Raw genomic sequence first — 15,569 nt, forward strand, 5'->3', positions numbered from 1 at the left:
TCAGGTCTCGCTGGCCTGCAATTGTGCGTCACGCTTCGCGTCGTTGATATCGGCGCGGGCATGGCGAACCACGCTAACTCCGGCGGTGACGGCCAGCGTACCCATGATGGCTGCGACGATCAGATCTGGCCAGGCACTGCCGGTGCCGAACACGCCCAGTGCGGCGGCCATAACGGCCATATTGCCGATAGCGTCGTTGCGGCTGCAAAGCCAGACCGAGCGCATGTCTGAGTCACCGTCCCGGAACCGGAACAGCATCACGGCAACAAAGACATTGGCGGCAAGCGCCAGCAGCCCCACCATGCCCATGGTCAGTGGCTCGGGCGTGATGCCGCTTTGCAGTACCCAGACGGCCCGGCCCCAGACTACCAGTCCGAACACGGCCATGGTCAGACCTTTTACCATAGCCGCCCGCCCGCGCCAGAGCATCCCCATTCCCAGAACGCTCAAAGAAAGCAGATAGTTGGCGCTGTCGCCAAAGAAATCGATGGCATCGGCCATCAGGGAAACGGACCCGGATTGCAGGCTGGCGAAGCCTTCCACCAGAAACATCACCAGATTCACCCACAGCGCCAGCCAAAGCGCTTTTCGGAACCCCGGAGCGGGAGTTTTGGGTTCAGGTGCAGAACAGGAACACGCCATAGAGACCTCCAATGTTTAAGTGTCTCCATTAAAAACCCTGTAGTTGCTACAGGGTCAACACCTGCTAATCATGATGGCCTGATCCATGAGTGCCTGGTACATGGTTATCCGATGCGGTGGGTTCCGGGACGGTGGCCAATTCGTCGCTGAGCCCGCCCAGAATCCCACATTCCCGGATGGTCCGCGGGTCTGAACAGGCGTTCTGTAGGTTGACCAGCATCTGTTCCAGGCTTTTCAGTTCGTTGAGCCTGGCCCGAACATGTGACAGGTGTCGAGCCAGCAGAGCATTGACGTCTGAGCAATCGGCAGTGGGTTTTTCAGCCAGCCGGATGAGTTCACGAATCTCGTCCTGAGCCATGTCCAGATTGCGGCAGCGCCGGATAAACAGGAGGCGGTCGAGGTGTTCCTGACGATAATAGCGATATCCGTTTTCGCCGCGCTCTGGCTTGGCCATCAGCCCGATTTTTTCAAAATAACGGATAGTTTCTACCGGAACACCGGCCTGCCGGGACAACTCTCCAATTTTCATGATGTATTCCCTTGAATGCCTGACATCGGTCAACTCTCAGCCCGAAGACGATACTGTCACTATGGTACAGTGGCGCGGTGGTTTCATGGAATGAGGAGGCGACTGTGCTGGAGCGCCTGCAACACCGGCTGGGCTTGCAGACAATACCCGGAGTGTTCTTTAGTTCAGCTGCTATAGCCGCGCTGTTTGTGGCTTTGGCGATTCCTTTTGACCAGGCTGTGGCCAGCAGTTTCGGGCAGTTGACCGGATGGGTGGCCCGTAACCTGGGCTGGTTCTATATCCTGGCGGTGTCTTCGCTTCTGATTTTTCTTCTTGGTCTGGCGCTCAGTCGCTACGGCAGCATCCGCCTTGGGGCGGATGACAGTCGGCCGGACTACTCGAATCTCACCTGGTTCACCATGCTGTTTGCTGCCGGCATTGGCACTATCCTCATGTTCTGGGGGGTGGCTGAGCCGGTGTCCCACTTTGCCAATCCGCCATTCGATGGTGTGCAGGGCGGCACCGAGCAGGCCGCTACCGACGCCATGACCATTGCCCTCTATCATTTCGGCCTTCACACCTGGACCATCTTTGCCATGCCGGGGCTGGCCATTGGTTATTTCTCCTATCGCCACAGCCTTCCCATGCGTATCAGTAGCCTGTTCTACCCGATTCTTGGTGAGCGCACCTTTGGTCCATGGGGCTGGGCGGTGGACGTTATCGCGGTGTTGGGCACGCTGTTCGGGGTGGCGACGTCGCTCGGGCTGGGCACGTTGCAGCTGAACAGTGGACTGAATTACCTGTTCGGTGTTCCTTCCGCGGGCTGGGTTCAGGTTCTGCTGATCACGGTTATTGCGAGCATTGCAGCGACCTCGGTAGCGCTAGGCCTGGACAAAGGGGTGCGGCGGCTGTCCCAGGTGAATATTCTGCTGGCGATTGTGTTGCTGCTGTTTGTATTTGCGCTGGGCCCTACCGTGTTTATTGCCGAAGGTATGGTTCAGAGCGTGGGTGATTATTTTGATGCCTTGCCCTGGCTGGCGTTCTGGACAGAAACCTTTCGCGAGTCGGACTGGCAACGCAACTGGACGTTGTTCTACTGGGCCTGGACGATTTCCTGGGCGCCCTATGTGGGTATTTTCATTGCCCGGATTTCCCGTGGGCGAACCATTCGGGAGTTCGTAGCCGGCGTACTGTTTGCGCCAACCGCGTTTACGCTGGTGTGGTTCGGCATCTTTGGTCTCTCTGCCATCAACGTTGAGATGAATGGCCTGGTGGCACTGGCGGATCAGGTGCAGAGGGATCCGTCGGTGGCCATCTTTGCGTTTCTTGATGTTTTTCCGCTGGCGGAGGCGGCTTCTGCTCTGAGTGTGGTCATTATTGTCATTTTCTTTACCACGTCATCGGACTCCGCCTCCCTGGTGATTGATATGCTGACACGCCGGGACGACCAGCCTTCGCTGATTCGCCAACGGATTTTCTGGGCGGCGGCCCAAGGGGTAATTGCGGCCACTCTGTTGCTTGCCGGCGGGCTGGATGCTCTGCAGAACGTGATCACTTCACTTGGTTTACCGTTCTGTATTCTGCTGGTTTTTATGGCGGTGTCCCTCTATCGCGCCCTGCACGCCGATTATCGCGGCTACAGTGTGGATGAGCTGGTGCGAGGCCGCGCCTTCCCGGAAGTGGAAGCCGATTCTGAACCCAAACAGGAGAAAGGTTATGTACCGGAAGCTGCTGATCGCGATTGATCCGAAAGACGACGGGGAGGGCAAGCGTGCACTGGAAGCGGCCCTGAAGCTTCTGGAGGAGGGTGGCGAGTTGCACCTGGCCAGTGTCTTCAACCCGGGTGGCAGCGGTTTCTTTCCTCACGTCACCGAAGAAGCACCGGAAGACAAAGAAGAACAGGTGCGGCACCACCTGGATCTGCTGGCCCGGAAATACCTGCCCCTGAACCGGGAGGCGATCCTGCACGTGGTGGCCGGTTCGGCCGGTGAGAAACTGGTGGCACTGGCCGGCCAGCTGTGTGCAGACCTGATGATTCTGGTCTCCCGTGGTGGCGGCAGCCACTGGCCGTTACGCAAGGCAACGGTGGAGTATGTGTCGGTCAATGCCCCTTGTTCGGTGCTGGTGCTTCCCAGTGTGGAGAAAAACGAGAGCGACGGACCTGTAGAGAGCGAGTAAGGTCCTTGTCCATTGGGATCAAAAAAGAGGGAGCTGTGATGCCGGTTCAGAGTCATGGCTGCCAGTCCTGGGCCGGTTCTGTGTCGGCCCCTTCCGACTGCCATGACGGTTAAGAACCCGGTCCGTCTCTGTCTGGCTCACTTGCCGCTTCCTGAACTCCCCGACCGCCTTGCGAGCCACCCGTGCTGCCTGCTCATGATCACAGACTGGTGAAATATAGGTATTGCCGCCAAAGCGCTGCTTCTGGGCCGGCGTCATCAGCCATGGGGTGTGGATCATCTCCGCCGGGACGCCGGCCAGCTCCGGTATCCAGCGGCGGATGAACTCACCTTCCGGATCCAGTTTCTGGCTTTGCAACACCGGGTTGTATATGCGCAGGGCGTTGATGCCGGTGAGCCCTGATTGCATCTGGGCCTGGGGATAGTGAATGCCGGGCTCGAAATCGGTAAACAGTCGAGCCAGGTGCAGTGCCGGGTCCCGCCAGTGAAGCCATAGCTGATAACTGGCCACCGCCATCAGCATGGCCCGCATGCGGAAGTTGATCCAACCGGTGTGCTCCAGGCTGCGCATGCAGGCATCCACCAGCGGCCAGCCGGTCTGGCCCTCCTGCCAGCGATGCAGTCGCTCGCTGTTGTTTGGTCCGGTTTTCAGGTGCTCCAGTTCCCGATGCATGGCACGGAATTCCAGTTCCGGTTCATCCTCCAGCTTCTGGATAAAGTGGCAATGCCAGTGCAGCCTTGAGCGAAAGCTGGTGAGGCTTTTCTTCTTGCGGGGCAGCGTGTTGCGGTGGTCTCCGGTCTCTTTTGACTGCTGATAGACATCGCGCAGGCTGATGGTGCCCCAGGCCAGGTGAGGGCTGAGCCGTGAGCAGGCGCGAGGTGCGGTAAGCGGTGAGGACATGTTGTACTGATAACCCACGCACCGCCGTTCCAGAAACGAATCCAGCAGGGCAATGGCCCGTTCGCTGCCGCCGGCCTGACGATCCGGGCACGGGCCACCGTTAAGCTGGGCGGGTGCGGGTAAGCTCTGTGGCCAGCCGGAGGTATCCGGCGAACGAATCCCCTCGGGTGCAGGCAGGCGTGTGCTTTTGATGATCCGGTTCCAGTGCTGGTCCCAGTCGTCTCGGTTGACCAGTCGCCGAACGACACCAAAGCCCTGCCATTCGCGGAACTCAATCTGCTGGCTCTGGCACCAGGCAATCACCGCTTTATCCCGTTGAAAGGTCCAGTCCCCGCCGGTTTCCTGATGGCAGAACACCTGTGTGATGCCGTACTGCTGTTTCAGGTCATCCAGGGTTCTGATGACCTCCCCGTGAGCAATCAGCAGATCACTGCCCAGGCGTTTTAACTGCTTGCGCAAGGATTCGAGAGACTCCGCAACGAACTGCCACTGCCGGCGGGAGGTGTCCGGTTGCTGCCAGTATTCCGGCTCCACCACGTACAAGGGCACCACCGGCTGCCCCGATTGCACAGCGGCGTAAAGTGGGCCGTGATCCTCCACCCGTAAATCCCGTTTGAACCAGACCACGACTGCCATCAGTGCGGCCCCCGATTGCGCCGGCAACGCTCACTGCAGTATTTCACCTGGTCCCAGTCCTTTGCCCACTTCTTGCGCCAGGTGAAAGGGCGGTGGCAGGCCGGGCAGATTTTCTCAGGTAAGTGCGGTTTTTTGTGCATGGGCGGTTTATGGGTTTAACTGAAAGAGGTGTGTGGATATACGTGACTGAGCTTCCAGAGGTTTTGCCATGTCCCGATTCGACGACAACATCCTGCCACCCTCGGTCCTGATCTTCGACTGGCACGGTACCCTGGTGGACACCCATGATGCCATGTTCAGCGCCATGGAGGAGATGTTACCGCAACTGGAAGAGCTGGGCCTCGTGGAGCAGTTGCTGCCTGAAGACCAGTGCCGCACCGAAGACGATGCCCGGTTGGTGCGTTACATTCGCATCTATCGCCGATTGCACCCGCGGATTCTGGCTGAGCGCCGGGTCTCCCGAACGGATATTTTCAACGCCATCTTTGGTGAGAACAAGGCTGCCAAGCTGGTCGCCCATAAAGCCTACAACCAGGCCTACCGGAAGTACTTCGGCCAGGTGAAACCGTTTCAGCCGGGCGCTTATGAGTATCTGTCGGCCCTGAAAGCCCTGGGCATCAAGCTGGCGGTGTGCACCAACCGCAACCGGGAGTTCCTGGACAGGGAGTTGCAGATTGTCGACGAAGGCCGCTGGCTGCATTTGTTCGATGCCACCGTGTGTGCTGATGACGTCACTGAATACAAGCCGGATCCGGAGGTTATCCTCAAAGCGCTTGAAAAGCTGTCGATCCAAACGGATGAACACGCCTGGTACATCGGGGACAGTTATGTGGACATGCTTACCGCCCACCATGCCGGTGTGGCTGGAGTGTTCTACAACGGTGCCTGCTGGGAGCAGGACCGGATCAGCAGCTGGTTCACCAAGCGAGACGCCCCGACCGCTGTTCTCGACAGCTTTGAAGATCTGATGGATTTACTCGCCCTGCTGGAACGTGAACATTCCGAAGCGTTTGTCGCCAGCCCGGCAGAGGTGCGCCCGAAACCTTTCCCGGCGCCAGAGCGGCCGGAGCCCCGCATCGAGCCTGACTGGCACCCGGCGGTGGTGAAACTGATTCGTCCGGCGGTGATCCTGTTCGACTGGCACGCTACTCTGGTGGATACCCTTGATGCCATGTACCACGCGGTGGATGACATGCTGCCGGATTTCCACAAGCTGGGGTTGATGGACCGGATGGTGGCGCCGGAAGACAGCAAAACCCCGGAAGATGCCCGCCTGGTGGCATACGTGCGAGAGTTCGCCAAACTGCATCCCAAGGTAAAGGCTGATCGAAAAATCTCCCGCACCGATATTTTTGAAGTGCTGTTCGGTGAGGATCAGGACGCCAAGCAGATTGCCCACAAAGCCTTTAATCATCACTACCGGAATCACTACGGCACCGTGAAAGCCTTCGAGCCCAGGGTGCGGGAAATGCTGGAAGGGCTGCGCAAGCTGGGTATCCTGGTGGGCGTGATCACCAACCGCGACCGGGAGTTTTTCGAGCACGAACTGGCGGCGGTGGAAGATACCGGCTGGACACACCTGTTTGACGTTAACGTGTGTGGTGATGATACCCCGCTGCGCAAACCCCACCCGGATCAATTGCTGCTGGCAGTGCAGAAGCTGGATTACCCACCGGACCCCAGTGTGTGGTACGTGGGCGACTCTACCACTGACATCATTGCGGCCAAACGGGCCGGTATGACCGCGGTGTTCTTCAACGGCGCCCAGTGGGATTTGCCGTGGCTGAACCGGATTTTTCCCGGTACTCACAAACACCCGGACAAACCGGATGTAGTGGTTAACGATTTCTCCGAGTTCTGGGCTCTGGTGCTGGCCTGCGAAGTCGGGCCTCCCTGACTCTGGAAGATGTTGGTTATTCTACCGAGCCGGGGGCGGGGGGATTGTGAAGAGCGTGTTCGATGTCGAGCCCGAGTACCAGCACGCCTTCGAGTCCGTTGTTGAGTTTATTCAGCGGCACCGGAAAGCTGACCATCACCTGGAAACGGGCGGTGGAGGCATCGTAGCGAATCGGCGAAATCCACATGTCGCGCTTTCTCTCAACGCCTCGGTCGGTTTCAAGGGCGATTTCCTGAACCTTGGGCTCGTCGCCCTGCCAGTAGTCTGAGGACAGGCGGCTCATGGCGACCAGCGCCCCGGCTTTGTCAGTCAGCAGTACCTCGGTAACGAGTGGCGAGTGGCTGGCCTGCCAGGCTGTCATTGCCCGGGAAGCCGGCAGCTCAAGTATTTCGCCAGCCAGCGGTGTCGGATGGTGGGGTGCCAGCGCTTGCCAGAGCGTGTCCTTGGTCAGGATATCGGTCAGGTTGTCATAGGTCGGCCCCTGGTAGATGGCATTGGTCAGATTGATGTTGCCAGAGAGATCAGCCATCAGTGCTTGCGCCAGCCTCTGAACCTCGGACGCTTCCTGTTCGGACAATTGCATACTGGGCATTGCACAGCCGGCAAGGTGTGCGTTAAATCCGGACAGGAAGCGAGGGTGGTTCGCAGAAAAGCGAGAGCTCACATACAGGTGCAAAGGCGCATACCGAACAAAATCAGAATTCAGTGACCAATCTACCCCGGATTTCTGGTCCTGCAGGTAGTTCATGGCACGCTGATCCATCAGAGCGAGATCAATCCGCTTTCGTACCAGAAGCGCTGGAAGCTGCTCAGCCCCTGTAACCGTGATAAACGGTTTCAGATCATTGTCTTCCAGCCAGATGGCTTCATTGCTGCCACCGACCACGCCAATTCTTGCAGTGCCGGGGTCCGGTTTGGCTTCGGCGGTAAAGAACCAGTGCCATTTTTCCAGGGCGACCGGGTGCGAGCGAACGGCGGATTGGTCCAGTTCCTCGGATGACCCGACGGCATAGTAGCCGTCCACCAGGTTGCGTTCCAGCGAGTAACGGGCCCGGCTTTGCGGCATCAGACTGATCCTGGCCTGAAATCCGGACTTGTTCAGGGCGCAGCGGATGGTTTCCGTGGTTTCACCGGTAACCACCGGAATCTGGGGTTCCGCATACTGGTAAGGCGGTGCCAGAAAGGTATACAGGCTGAAGCCATGGTGGTCTGCCCTCACGCTCAATGAGGCCATAACAAGGCTCAATCCGATAATCAGGCTGCGGGCATCCATGTGCGCACTCAAGCGTCCAGATTGCTGACAATGGTATGAGCATAGCAGTCATAATCCCGCTTTTCCGTACCTCATTTGGCGTAGTCGGATCACAGTGTTTCGATATTGGCCAGAACCCAGTCTGCCCTTGCCCGCAAGGCTTTCCGCCGCTCTGGCTTCTGCTTGTCCCAGTTCCGGTACATCATGGTCATTCGTGGATTGTTGGCAAAATCCTCGCGGTGCCGGTCAATGAAGTGCCAGTACAGGCTGTTGAACGGGCAGGCGCGGTCTCCGGTAGCGTCCTGCACCCGGTAGTGGCAGTTCTGGCAGTGGTCAGACATGCGCTGGATGTATTTGCCGCTGGCGGCGTAAGGCTTGGAGCCCAGGTAGCCACCATCGGCGTGCATTACCATGCCCAGGGTGTTGGGCAGCTCCACCCAGTCGAAGGCGTCGATATACACCGCCAGGTACCAGTCACAGATGGCTTCCGGTTTCACCCCGGCCAGGAGGGCAAAGTTACCGGTGATCATCAGTCGCTGGATGTGGTGGGCATAGGCGTTGCGGGCCGTGGCGTTGATGGCCTTGTGCATGCAGCGCATCTTTGTATCGCCGGTCCAGTAGAACCAGGGCAGCTCACGGCTGTTGCCCAAACGGTTTTCCCGGGCGTAACCGGGCATCAGCAGCCAGTAGATGCCGCGCACGAATTCCCGCCAGCCGATGATCTGGCGGACAAAGCCTTCCACGGCATTCAGCGGCGCCCGGCCGGCGTGCCAGGCCCGTACCGCTTCTTCACACACCTCCATGGGATCCAGCAGGCCGGTGTTGAGATAGGGGGACAGGATGGAATGGAACAGCCAGTCTTCATTGTCTGATATGGCATCCTGGTAGTCGCCGAAGCAGGGCAGGGCGAAGTCGACAAAGTGGGCAAGCGCTTCCTGCGCCTGTTCGGCGGTCACGGCGTAGTGAAAATTTCCCGTGGTGCCGAAATGTTCTGAAAAGTATTCGTTTACCAGCTCGATCACTTCGGTGGTGATGGCATCCGGTTCCTCACGGAACGGGGCCGGGGCGGGAGGCTTGCCGGCCCATTTCTTTCGGTTGTCGGTGTCGAAGTTCCACTGGCCACCTTCGGGCTGGCCTTCGGAGGTCATCAGCAAACCCGTTTTTTTGCGCATTTCTCGATAGAAGAATTCCATGCGCAGCTGCTTTCGGCCCTCGGCCCAGCGGGCGAACTCGTCAATATTGCAGACGAAGCGGGTATCTGGCCGGATTTCCACGGGGATGCCCAGTGTTTTGTGCCAGCGGCTGATCTGTTCGTGTAAACGCCACTCACCACATTCTGTCGTAATGACTCGCTCCGGTTGGTATTCCCGTGCCAGCTCCGCTATTACCTGTTCAATAGATTGTGCCGGATTGTCCGGGTGATAGCGCTGATAGTGAACCCGCCAGCCATCCTCCTCCAGCGCATCGGCAAAGTGCCGCATGGCACTGAAAACGAACACCAGCTTCTTCTTGTGATGGTTGGTGTAGCTGGCTTCACTGTGGACCTCGGCCATCACGACCAGGTCGTTGTCCTTGTCTGCGCCCTCAAGGGCAGAGAGATGGTGGCTGAGTTGATCACCCAGGATCAGGATGAGATTGGCCATGACGGGCTCCGGCTGAGTTTATCCTTTAGAGGTAGGCAGAATACGCCATGGGCGCAAGGGTGGTTCATTGGGTATGCTGGTACACTCAGCTGATTCGCATCAAATCGTGCCGGCCGCCGGTCAGGCATAATGCGCGCTTTCCGGCATGCCGATCCTATTCGACGTTAGAGTTTTACTATGGCTTCTGATACCGCTGCAGCAAACAATCTGCCCGCTTTCATCTGGGATGAGGCGCTCATCCGCCGTTATGATCTGAGCGGACCTCGCTACACATCCTATCCAACAGCGGTGGAGTTCACCCCGAACTATTCCATTGAAGACATGGTCAAGGCGGCTGGCCGCAGCAAGGCCGCTGGCGGGCCCATCTCGCTGTATACTCACCTGCCGTTCTGTGCGCACCTTTGCTACTACTGCGCCTGCAACAAGGTGATCACCAAGAAGCGCGACAAGGCCATGCCCTATGTGGAGCGGGTACTGAAAGAAGCGGCCATCCAGTCGAAACTGTTCGGTGCCGACCGCCCGGTCAAGCAACTGCACTGGGGTGGTGGTACACCTACCTTCCTGCCCAGAGATGTGATGCAACACCTGATGGCCGGTTACGGTGAGTTGTTTAACCTGCAGTCCGGCGACGATCGGGACTACAGTGTCGAAATCGATCCCCGGGAAGTGGACGAAGATACTCTGTCCACCCTCTGGGAGCTGGGTTTCAACCGTATCAGCCTGGGTGTACAGGATGTGAATCCGGAAGTGCAGAAGGCGGTGAACCGTATCCAGCCCCGGGACATGACTAAGTCGGTATTGAACGAAGCGCGCCGCATCGGCTTCCGCTCCATCAACCTGGATCTGATCTACGGCCTGCCGTACCAGACTCCGGAAAGCTTTGCCGAAACCCTGGAATCGGTGATCGAGATGTCGCCGGACCGGCTTTCGGTGTTCAGTTACGCGCATCTGCCGGACCGTTTCTATCCGCAAACACGGATTCAGGCCGATACACTGCCCAGTCCGCAGCAGAAACTGACGATTCTGCACAACACCATCAACCGTTTGCTGGAAGCTGGTTACGAATACATCGGCATGGACCACTTCGCCAAGCCGGACGACAGCCTGGCGGTAGCCCAGCGCGAAGGCCGCCTGCATCGGAACTTCCAGGGGTACACCACTCACTCGGATTGTGACCTGGTGTCCCTGGGTGTATCAGCCATTGGCCAGACCGACGATGCCTACTTCCAGAACAACCACGACCTGCCGTCCTGGGAGGCGTCCATCGATGCTGGCCAATTGGCGATTATTCGTGGCGTGGGCCTGACCCGCGACGACCGCATCCGACGCTGGGTGATCGGCCAGCTGATCTGCCAGTTCCGACTGGACCGCAAGCAGTTTGCCGAACAGTGGAATGAAGATTTTGACCGCTATTTCGCGGATGAAATGAACCGCCTGAAGCCGATGATTCAGGACGAGTTGATTGCGGATTGCGGTTCTTTGCTGCAGGTTCAGCCAGCCGGTCGCCTACTGATCCGGGCCATTTGCCAGATCTTCGATCTGTACCGCAAGGAAGGGGCGAGCCAGCGGTTCTCCAGAATTATCTGACTGGAGAACAATGAGCACAAACGCAAGAGGGCTGCCACATGGCAGCCCTCTTGCGTTGTCGTGGAGGGTTTTCTGATCAGGCCACTTTGAACTCATTGGCCAGATCCTGTAACTGGCGGGCCAGCCGCGCCTGTTCCTGGGTGACCTCGGTGATTTCCTGGGAGCCGGTCAGGGTCAGGAGGGCAGCTTCGCTTACAGATTCCATATTACCCGCCAGTTCGCGCGTGACCGCAACCTGCTGTTCCGACGCAGTGGCAATCTGGGTCGCCATATCGGAAATGCTGTTCACGTCCATCAGAATGTCAGCAAAGGTCTGTTCCATCTCCGAGGCTTGCGCGCTGGTTTGGTCGGCCAGTTTGTGGCTGGTGATAATTGAACGGCTGGCGTTGTCGGTGATGGTCTTGAAGCCGTTGATGATATCTTCGATCTGGGTAGTGGATTCATGGGTTTGCTGCGCCAGTGTGCGAACCTCATCCGCCACTACCGCAAAGCCTCGTCCGTGCTCGCCCGCCCGGGCGGCTTCGATCGCTGCATTCAACGCCAGCAGATTGGTCTGGTCGGCAACTTTCCGGATAACATCAACCACATCGCTGATGGTCGTGCTGCGTTGTTCCAGTTCTTCGATAACCTGGTTGACGTCCTGTACTGACTTCGCCAGTTCCCGGATCTGGGAGACACTGGTGTGCAGCACCTTCTCGCCGGTCTGGCTTTTCTCCATAGCCCGACTGGAGGCGTCCGCCACCTGCTGGGTGTTGTGAGAAATTTCCTCTGAGGTTGCCGACATTTCTTCGGTGGCAGCGGCCACTTGCTCAATCTGTTGTTGCTGGTTCTTGATCTGTGAGGAATTCTGGCCCGCGGTTGAGCTGGTTTCCTCGGTGGCTGTGGCCAGCTGTACGCTTGCCTTGTCGATTTGCAGCAAGGCCTCGCTAAAACGGCCAAACAGTTCATTGATTGCCTCGGCTATGGTGCCAGTCTCGTCCTTGCTGGAGACCGGAATCGCCTGCGACAGGTCCTTGTTGTCCATGGCGTTTCGAACACCTTCCAGCAGCTGATTCACCTGCTGATGAATGGCGCGAATAATCACGGTCATTAACAGAACCACCAGAACGATTGACGTCGCGGCAATGGCCGATGCCCAGATCAGATTGCTTCTGGCGGCATTCACGCCAGCGGTGCCCAGTGCTTCAACCTGTGACAGCATATCAGTGCGGATGCCGTTAATGGCCTGTATGCGGTTGGTAGAGGCTGAAAACCAGTCACTGGCTTCCAGGCCGTACATACCGGAAGGGCTGCTCAGAAGCATATCTCGCTGATCCAGCATTTTTCGGTGCTCGGCGGTTTCGGGAAATGACTCAATCCGACCACGGATATCCGAATTTGCACTCAGCATGGTGATTGCGGTCTGGAAATACGCTTGCTGACGCCCTGACAGGGCCGCTATTTGCCCAACTGCAGGCAGGTCGAAGTTGCCGCTGCGCACCAGTGACGCCCCTGCAGCCCGTTCACGGCCTGCCATTTCGGCAGCTTCGGCAAGGGCAAGGTAGGCATTGATCTGCCGGGCCAGCTCGGGCTCAGATGCCCGGCGCACCAGCAACGGAATACGGTTAAGGATTTCCATGATCAGGCTGGTGTAGCGGGCGCCGGATTCGGCACCAGCCAACACCCGGTTATCAATATCCCTGCGCAGACTGATTAGATTGCCAATGTCCCGCTGGAATTTGTCGACGCTTGCCTGAATGCTGCCGTCAAAACGGGCTTCTTCAGCCAGTGCCTTGATTCCGTTCTGGTAGGCGCTCAGGTTCCTGTCAGTATTTTGTCTCTGGGATTGAAGGTTGCGGGCTGCCTCGCGCTCGCCGTCAGAATCCGGGGCGCTGGAAATAAACACGGCCGAACGGCCCCGTTCTTTCTGCAATTCCTCAACCAGCGGATCCCCAAGCTCAGCCAACTGAACCAAGGTATTGAGCTGTTGCATGTTGTCCAGGTCATCCATATTACGGGAGATGCTCTGGACCGCGAAAAATACAATGACCAGCAGCGCAGGCAGCACCAAAGTAATCAGCTTGCCTCGCATGGAGAGGTTGTTGATAAAAGTCATGGGAGGGCCTCATCATTGAGAATGGCGTCCATTGTGGATAAGTGTAGCAGTTCAGACCATTGACGCCTTGGGGTACCTGAGGGGGTAGATTTCCACATGTAAGTGCTTGTAATAAAAAGTTAAAGCAATGAGTTTTATGCAGTTTTGGTTCAGGTAGGGGTTAATGCGTAGAGTATTACCAAAGGGGTATTTGACAGGTTTCTGTCAATCCGCTGACAAAGGTCAAGGTGGGCTAAGTCGCTGACCGGTAAGGTGCACGGCAACGTGCTCAGCGGAGAAAACCATGGAACTTGTATGCCCGGCTGGTAGCCTTCCCGCCCTTAAAACCGCCGTGGACAATGGAGCCGATGCGGTCTATTTCGGCTTCCGGGACAGTACCAACGCCCGCCAGTTTGCTGGCCTGAATTTTAACGACAAACGTGCAGCCGAGGGCATTGAGTACGCTCATTCAAAAGGCAGTCGTGTGTTCTGTGCCATCAATACCTATCCGCAACCGGATGGCTGGGAACACTGGAAAGCCGCGGTGGATCGTGCCGCCGGCCTTGGAGTGGATGCCATTATCCTGGCCGATATGGGACTGCTGGATTACGCTGCAAACAGGCACCCGGATATCCCCCGGCATTTGTCGGTTCAGGGTTCTGCCACCAGCCATGAGGCCCTGTCGTTCTACAAGGACAACTTCGATATCCGCCGGGCAGTGCTGCCGCGCGTGCTGTCTCTGGATCAGGTTCGGGGTGTGGCCAAGCATAGCCCAGTGGAGCTGGAAGTTTTTGCCTTCGGCAGTCTGTGCATTATGGCGGAGGGTCGCTGCTACCTGTCTTCTTACCTCACGGATGAATCCCCCAACACCCGGGGTGCCTGTTCACCGGCCAAGGCGGTGCGTTGGCAGGAAACCTCTCAGGGGCTGGAATCCCGCCTGAATGAAGTGCTCATTGATCGCTATGGCCCCGGTGAATCCGCCGGTTACCCAACCCTGTGCAAGGGCCGGTTTGAAGTGGAGGGCAGCGTGTACCATGCCATCGAAGAGCCGGTAAGCCTGAATACCTTGGATCTTCTGCCGGAATTGAAGGGGCTGGGTATCAGCGCAGTAAAAATCGAGGGCCGCTAGCGCAGCCCGGCCTACATTGCAGATGTTGCCCGAACCTGGCGCCAGGCCCTGGACCGGGTTCAGGCCACCCCTGACAGCTTTGCTGTAGACAGTGCCTGGAACCGCACTCTCGCCGGTCTTTCCGAGGGTGGCCTGACCACCATCGGGGCCTACCATCGCAAGTGGAAATAAGGTTTTGCCCGCTATGATGAAACTCTCTCTTGGCCCGATTCTGTGGTTCTGGACCAAGCAGTCCGTATTCGATTTCTACGCTAACGCTGCGGAGTGGCCAGTAGATACCATCTATCTTGGCGAAGTGGTGTGCTCCCGCCGCCGGGAACTGAAGCCCGATGACTGGCTCGACCTGGCCCGGGATCTGAAGGCTTGTGGCAAGAACGTGGTGCTTTCCACATTGACGCTGATCGAATCCGAAGCGGATCTGCGGCGACTTCGTCGGTTTTGCGAACAGGATGAGTTTTTGGTGGAGGCCAACGACCAGAGTGCCCTGCAGGTGGCGATCCGCAACAAGATTCCGTTTGTTACCGGCCCGTCCATGAACATCTACAACACGGCCACCCTGAAGATCCTCGCCAGGCAGGGTCTGCAGGGCTGGAACCTGCCGGTGGAACTGGGCAAGGAAACCCTGGAGCAGCTGATCAGCGAGCTGAAGGGCGAAGGTCTGGATCTGCCCGCCGAGGTATTTTCCTGGGGCTTCCTGCCATTGGCCTGGTCGTCCCGCTGTTTCACTGCCCGTCATTACAACCTGCCTAAAGACAACTGCGAATTCCGTTGTCTGGAGCATCCTGATGGCATGGAGCTACGTTCCCGGGAAAGCCAGGAGCTGTTCCGGATTAATGGCATTTCCACGCTCTCCGGCTCGCGCTACGACCTGATGAGGGAACTACCGGAGATGGAGCGTATGGGTGTCAGTACCGTGAGGCTGAGCCCGGAGCATCAAGGTATGGACCAAGTGGTCAAACGCTTTGATCAGGTACGCCGGGGGGAAGTGCCGGTCGCCGACCCGCTGCAGCTGGTAGAAGCGCCACCCTGCAACGGGTACTGGTATGGCAAGCCGGGAATGGATCTGATCGTAAAGTCTGTGTAAAGCCCGTTGAGCGTTGATTGAGGTCAATAGATAGCCGAT

General features: G+C 57.9%; 12 protein-coding genes and 1 pseudogene. 6 read left to right on the forward strand and 7 right to left on the reverse strand.

The window, feature by feature from the left end; genetic code table 11:
- Together Q669_RS00605 and cadR are read right to left on the reverse strand one after the other, a co-directional pair.
- Entirely contained in the window at positions 1-642 is a 642-nt protein-coding gene (locus Q669_RS00605; protein WP_022990837.1) for a cation transporter, read from the reverse strand.
- Positions 643-706: 64 nt separating this feature from the next.
- Positions 707-1,171: a Cd(II)/Pb(II)-responsive transcriptional regulator gene (gene cadR, locus Q669_RS00610; RefSeq protein WP_022990838.1), complete on the reverse strand. Its 465-nt coding sequence runs from the start codon at positions 1,169-1,171 to the stop codon at positions 707-709.
- A gap of 104 nt (positions 1,172-1,275) precedes the next feature.
- On the opposite strand from cadR, the gene Q669_RS00615 reads away from it, so the two are divergent.
- Both Q669_RS00615 and Q669_RS00620 read left to right on the forward strand, forming a co-directional pair.
- Complete coding sequence (locus Q669_RS00615) at positions 1,276-2,895, forward strand: BCCT family transporter (protein WP_022990840.1); 1,620 nt, start codon at positions 1,276-1,278, stop codon at positions 2,893-2,895.
- The gene (locus Q669_RS00620; RefSeq protein WP_022990841.1) at positions 2,867-3,328 is read left to right on the forward strand and encodes a universal stress protein; all 462 of its coding nucleotides are present in this window, start codon (positions 2,867-2,869) and stop codon (positions 3,326-3,328) included. The genes Q669_RS00615 and Q669_RS00620 overlap by 29 nt, the downstream gene beginning before the upstream one ends.
- Before the next feature lie 18 nt (positions 3,329-3,346).
- On the opposite strand, the gene Q669_RS00625 is transcribed toward Q669_RS00620, so the two are convergent.
- Together Q669_RS00625 and Q669_RS19170 are read right to left on the reverse strand one after the other, a co-directional pair.
- A complete protein-coding gene (locus Q669_RS00625; RefSeq protein WP_011786547.1) occupies positions 3,347-4,864 on the reverse strand; it encodes an FAD-binding domain-containing protein in 1,518 nt (505 codons plus the stop codon).
- Positions 4,864-5,004 carry a DUF2256 domain-containing protein gene (locus Q669_RS19170; RefSeq protein ID WP_011786546.1) on the reverse strand — a complete coding sequence of 47 codons (141 nt, stop codon included), beginning with the start codon at positions 5,002-5,004 and terminating at the stop codon, positions 4,864-4,866. Before Q669_RS19170 ends, Q669_RS00625 begins: the two co-directional genes overlap by 1 nt.
- Positions 5,005-5,072: 68 nt before the next feature.
- Between Q669_RS19170 and Q669_RS00630 the strand changes: the two genes are divergently transcribed.
- Positions 5,073-6,761, forward strand: a complete 1,689-nt coding sequence (locus Q669_RS00630; protein ID WP_022990842.1) for an HAD family hydrolase — start codon at positions 5,073-5,075, stop codon at positions 6,759-6,761.
- A 16-nt stretch (positions 6,762-6,777) separates the two neighbouring features.
- On the opposite strand, the gene Q669_RS00635 is transcribed toward Q669_RS00630, so the two are convergent.
- Positions 6,778-8,034, reverse strand: coding sequence for a hypothetical protein (locus Q669_RS00635; protein WP_022990843.1), 1,257 nt, complete (start codon positions 8,032-8,034; stop codon positions 6,778-6,780).
- Between the two features lie 89 nt (positions 8,035-8,123).
- Positions 8,124-9,656, reverse strand: coding sequence for a cryptochrome/photolyase family protein (locus Q669_RS00640; RefSeq protein ID WP_022990844.1), 1,533 nt, complete (start codon positions 9,654-9,656; stop codon positions 8,124-8,126).
- Positions 9,657-9,833: 177 nt separating this feature from the next.
- Between Q669_RS00640 and hemN the strand changes: the two genes are divergently transcribed.
- Positions 9,834-11,243, forward strand: coding sequence for an oxygen-independent coproporphyrinogen III oxidase (hemN, locus tag Q669_RS00645; protein WP_022990845.1), 1,410 nt, complete (start codon positions 9,834-9,836; stop codon positions 11,241-11,243).
- 76 nt (positions 11,244-11,319) lie between these two features.
- On the opposite strand, the gene Q669_RS00650 is transcribed toward hemN, so the two are convergent.
- Positions 11,320-13,338, reverse strand: a complete 2,019-nt coding sequence (locus Q669_RS00650; protein ID WP_022990846.1) for a methyl-accepting chemotaxis protein — start codon at positions 13,336-13,338, stop codon at positions 11,320-11,322.
- A 283-nt stretch (positions 13,339-13,621) separates the two neighbouring features.
- Here Q669_RS00650 and ubiU point away from each other — a divergent pair.
- Both ubiU and Q669_RS00660 read left to right on the forward strand, forming a co-directional pair.
- Positions 13,622-14,617 (forward strand): annotated as a pseudogene (gene ubiU / locus Q669_RS00655) (ubiquinone anaerobic biosynthesis protein UbiU).
- 13 nt (positions 14,618-14,630) lie between these two features.
- On the forward strand, positions 14,631-15,530 hold the full coding sequence (locus tag Q669_RS00660; RefSeq protein ID WP_022990848.1) for a U32 family peptidase: 900 nt from the start codon (positions 14,631-14,633) through the stop codon (positions 15,528-15,530).
- The last annotated feature ends 39 nt before the right edge of the window (positions 15,531-15,569 follow it).

This window comes from Marinobacter sp. C1S70, assembly GCF_000475355.1.
GTDB classification, from domain to species: domain Bacteria; phylum Pseudomonadota; class Gammaproteobacteria; order Pseudomonadales; family Oleiphilaceae; genus Marinobacter; species Marinobacter nauticus.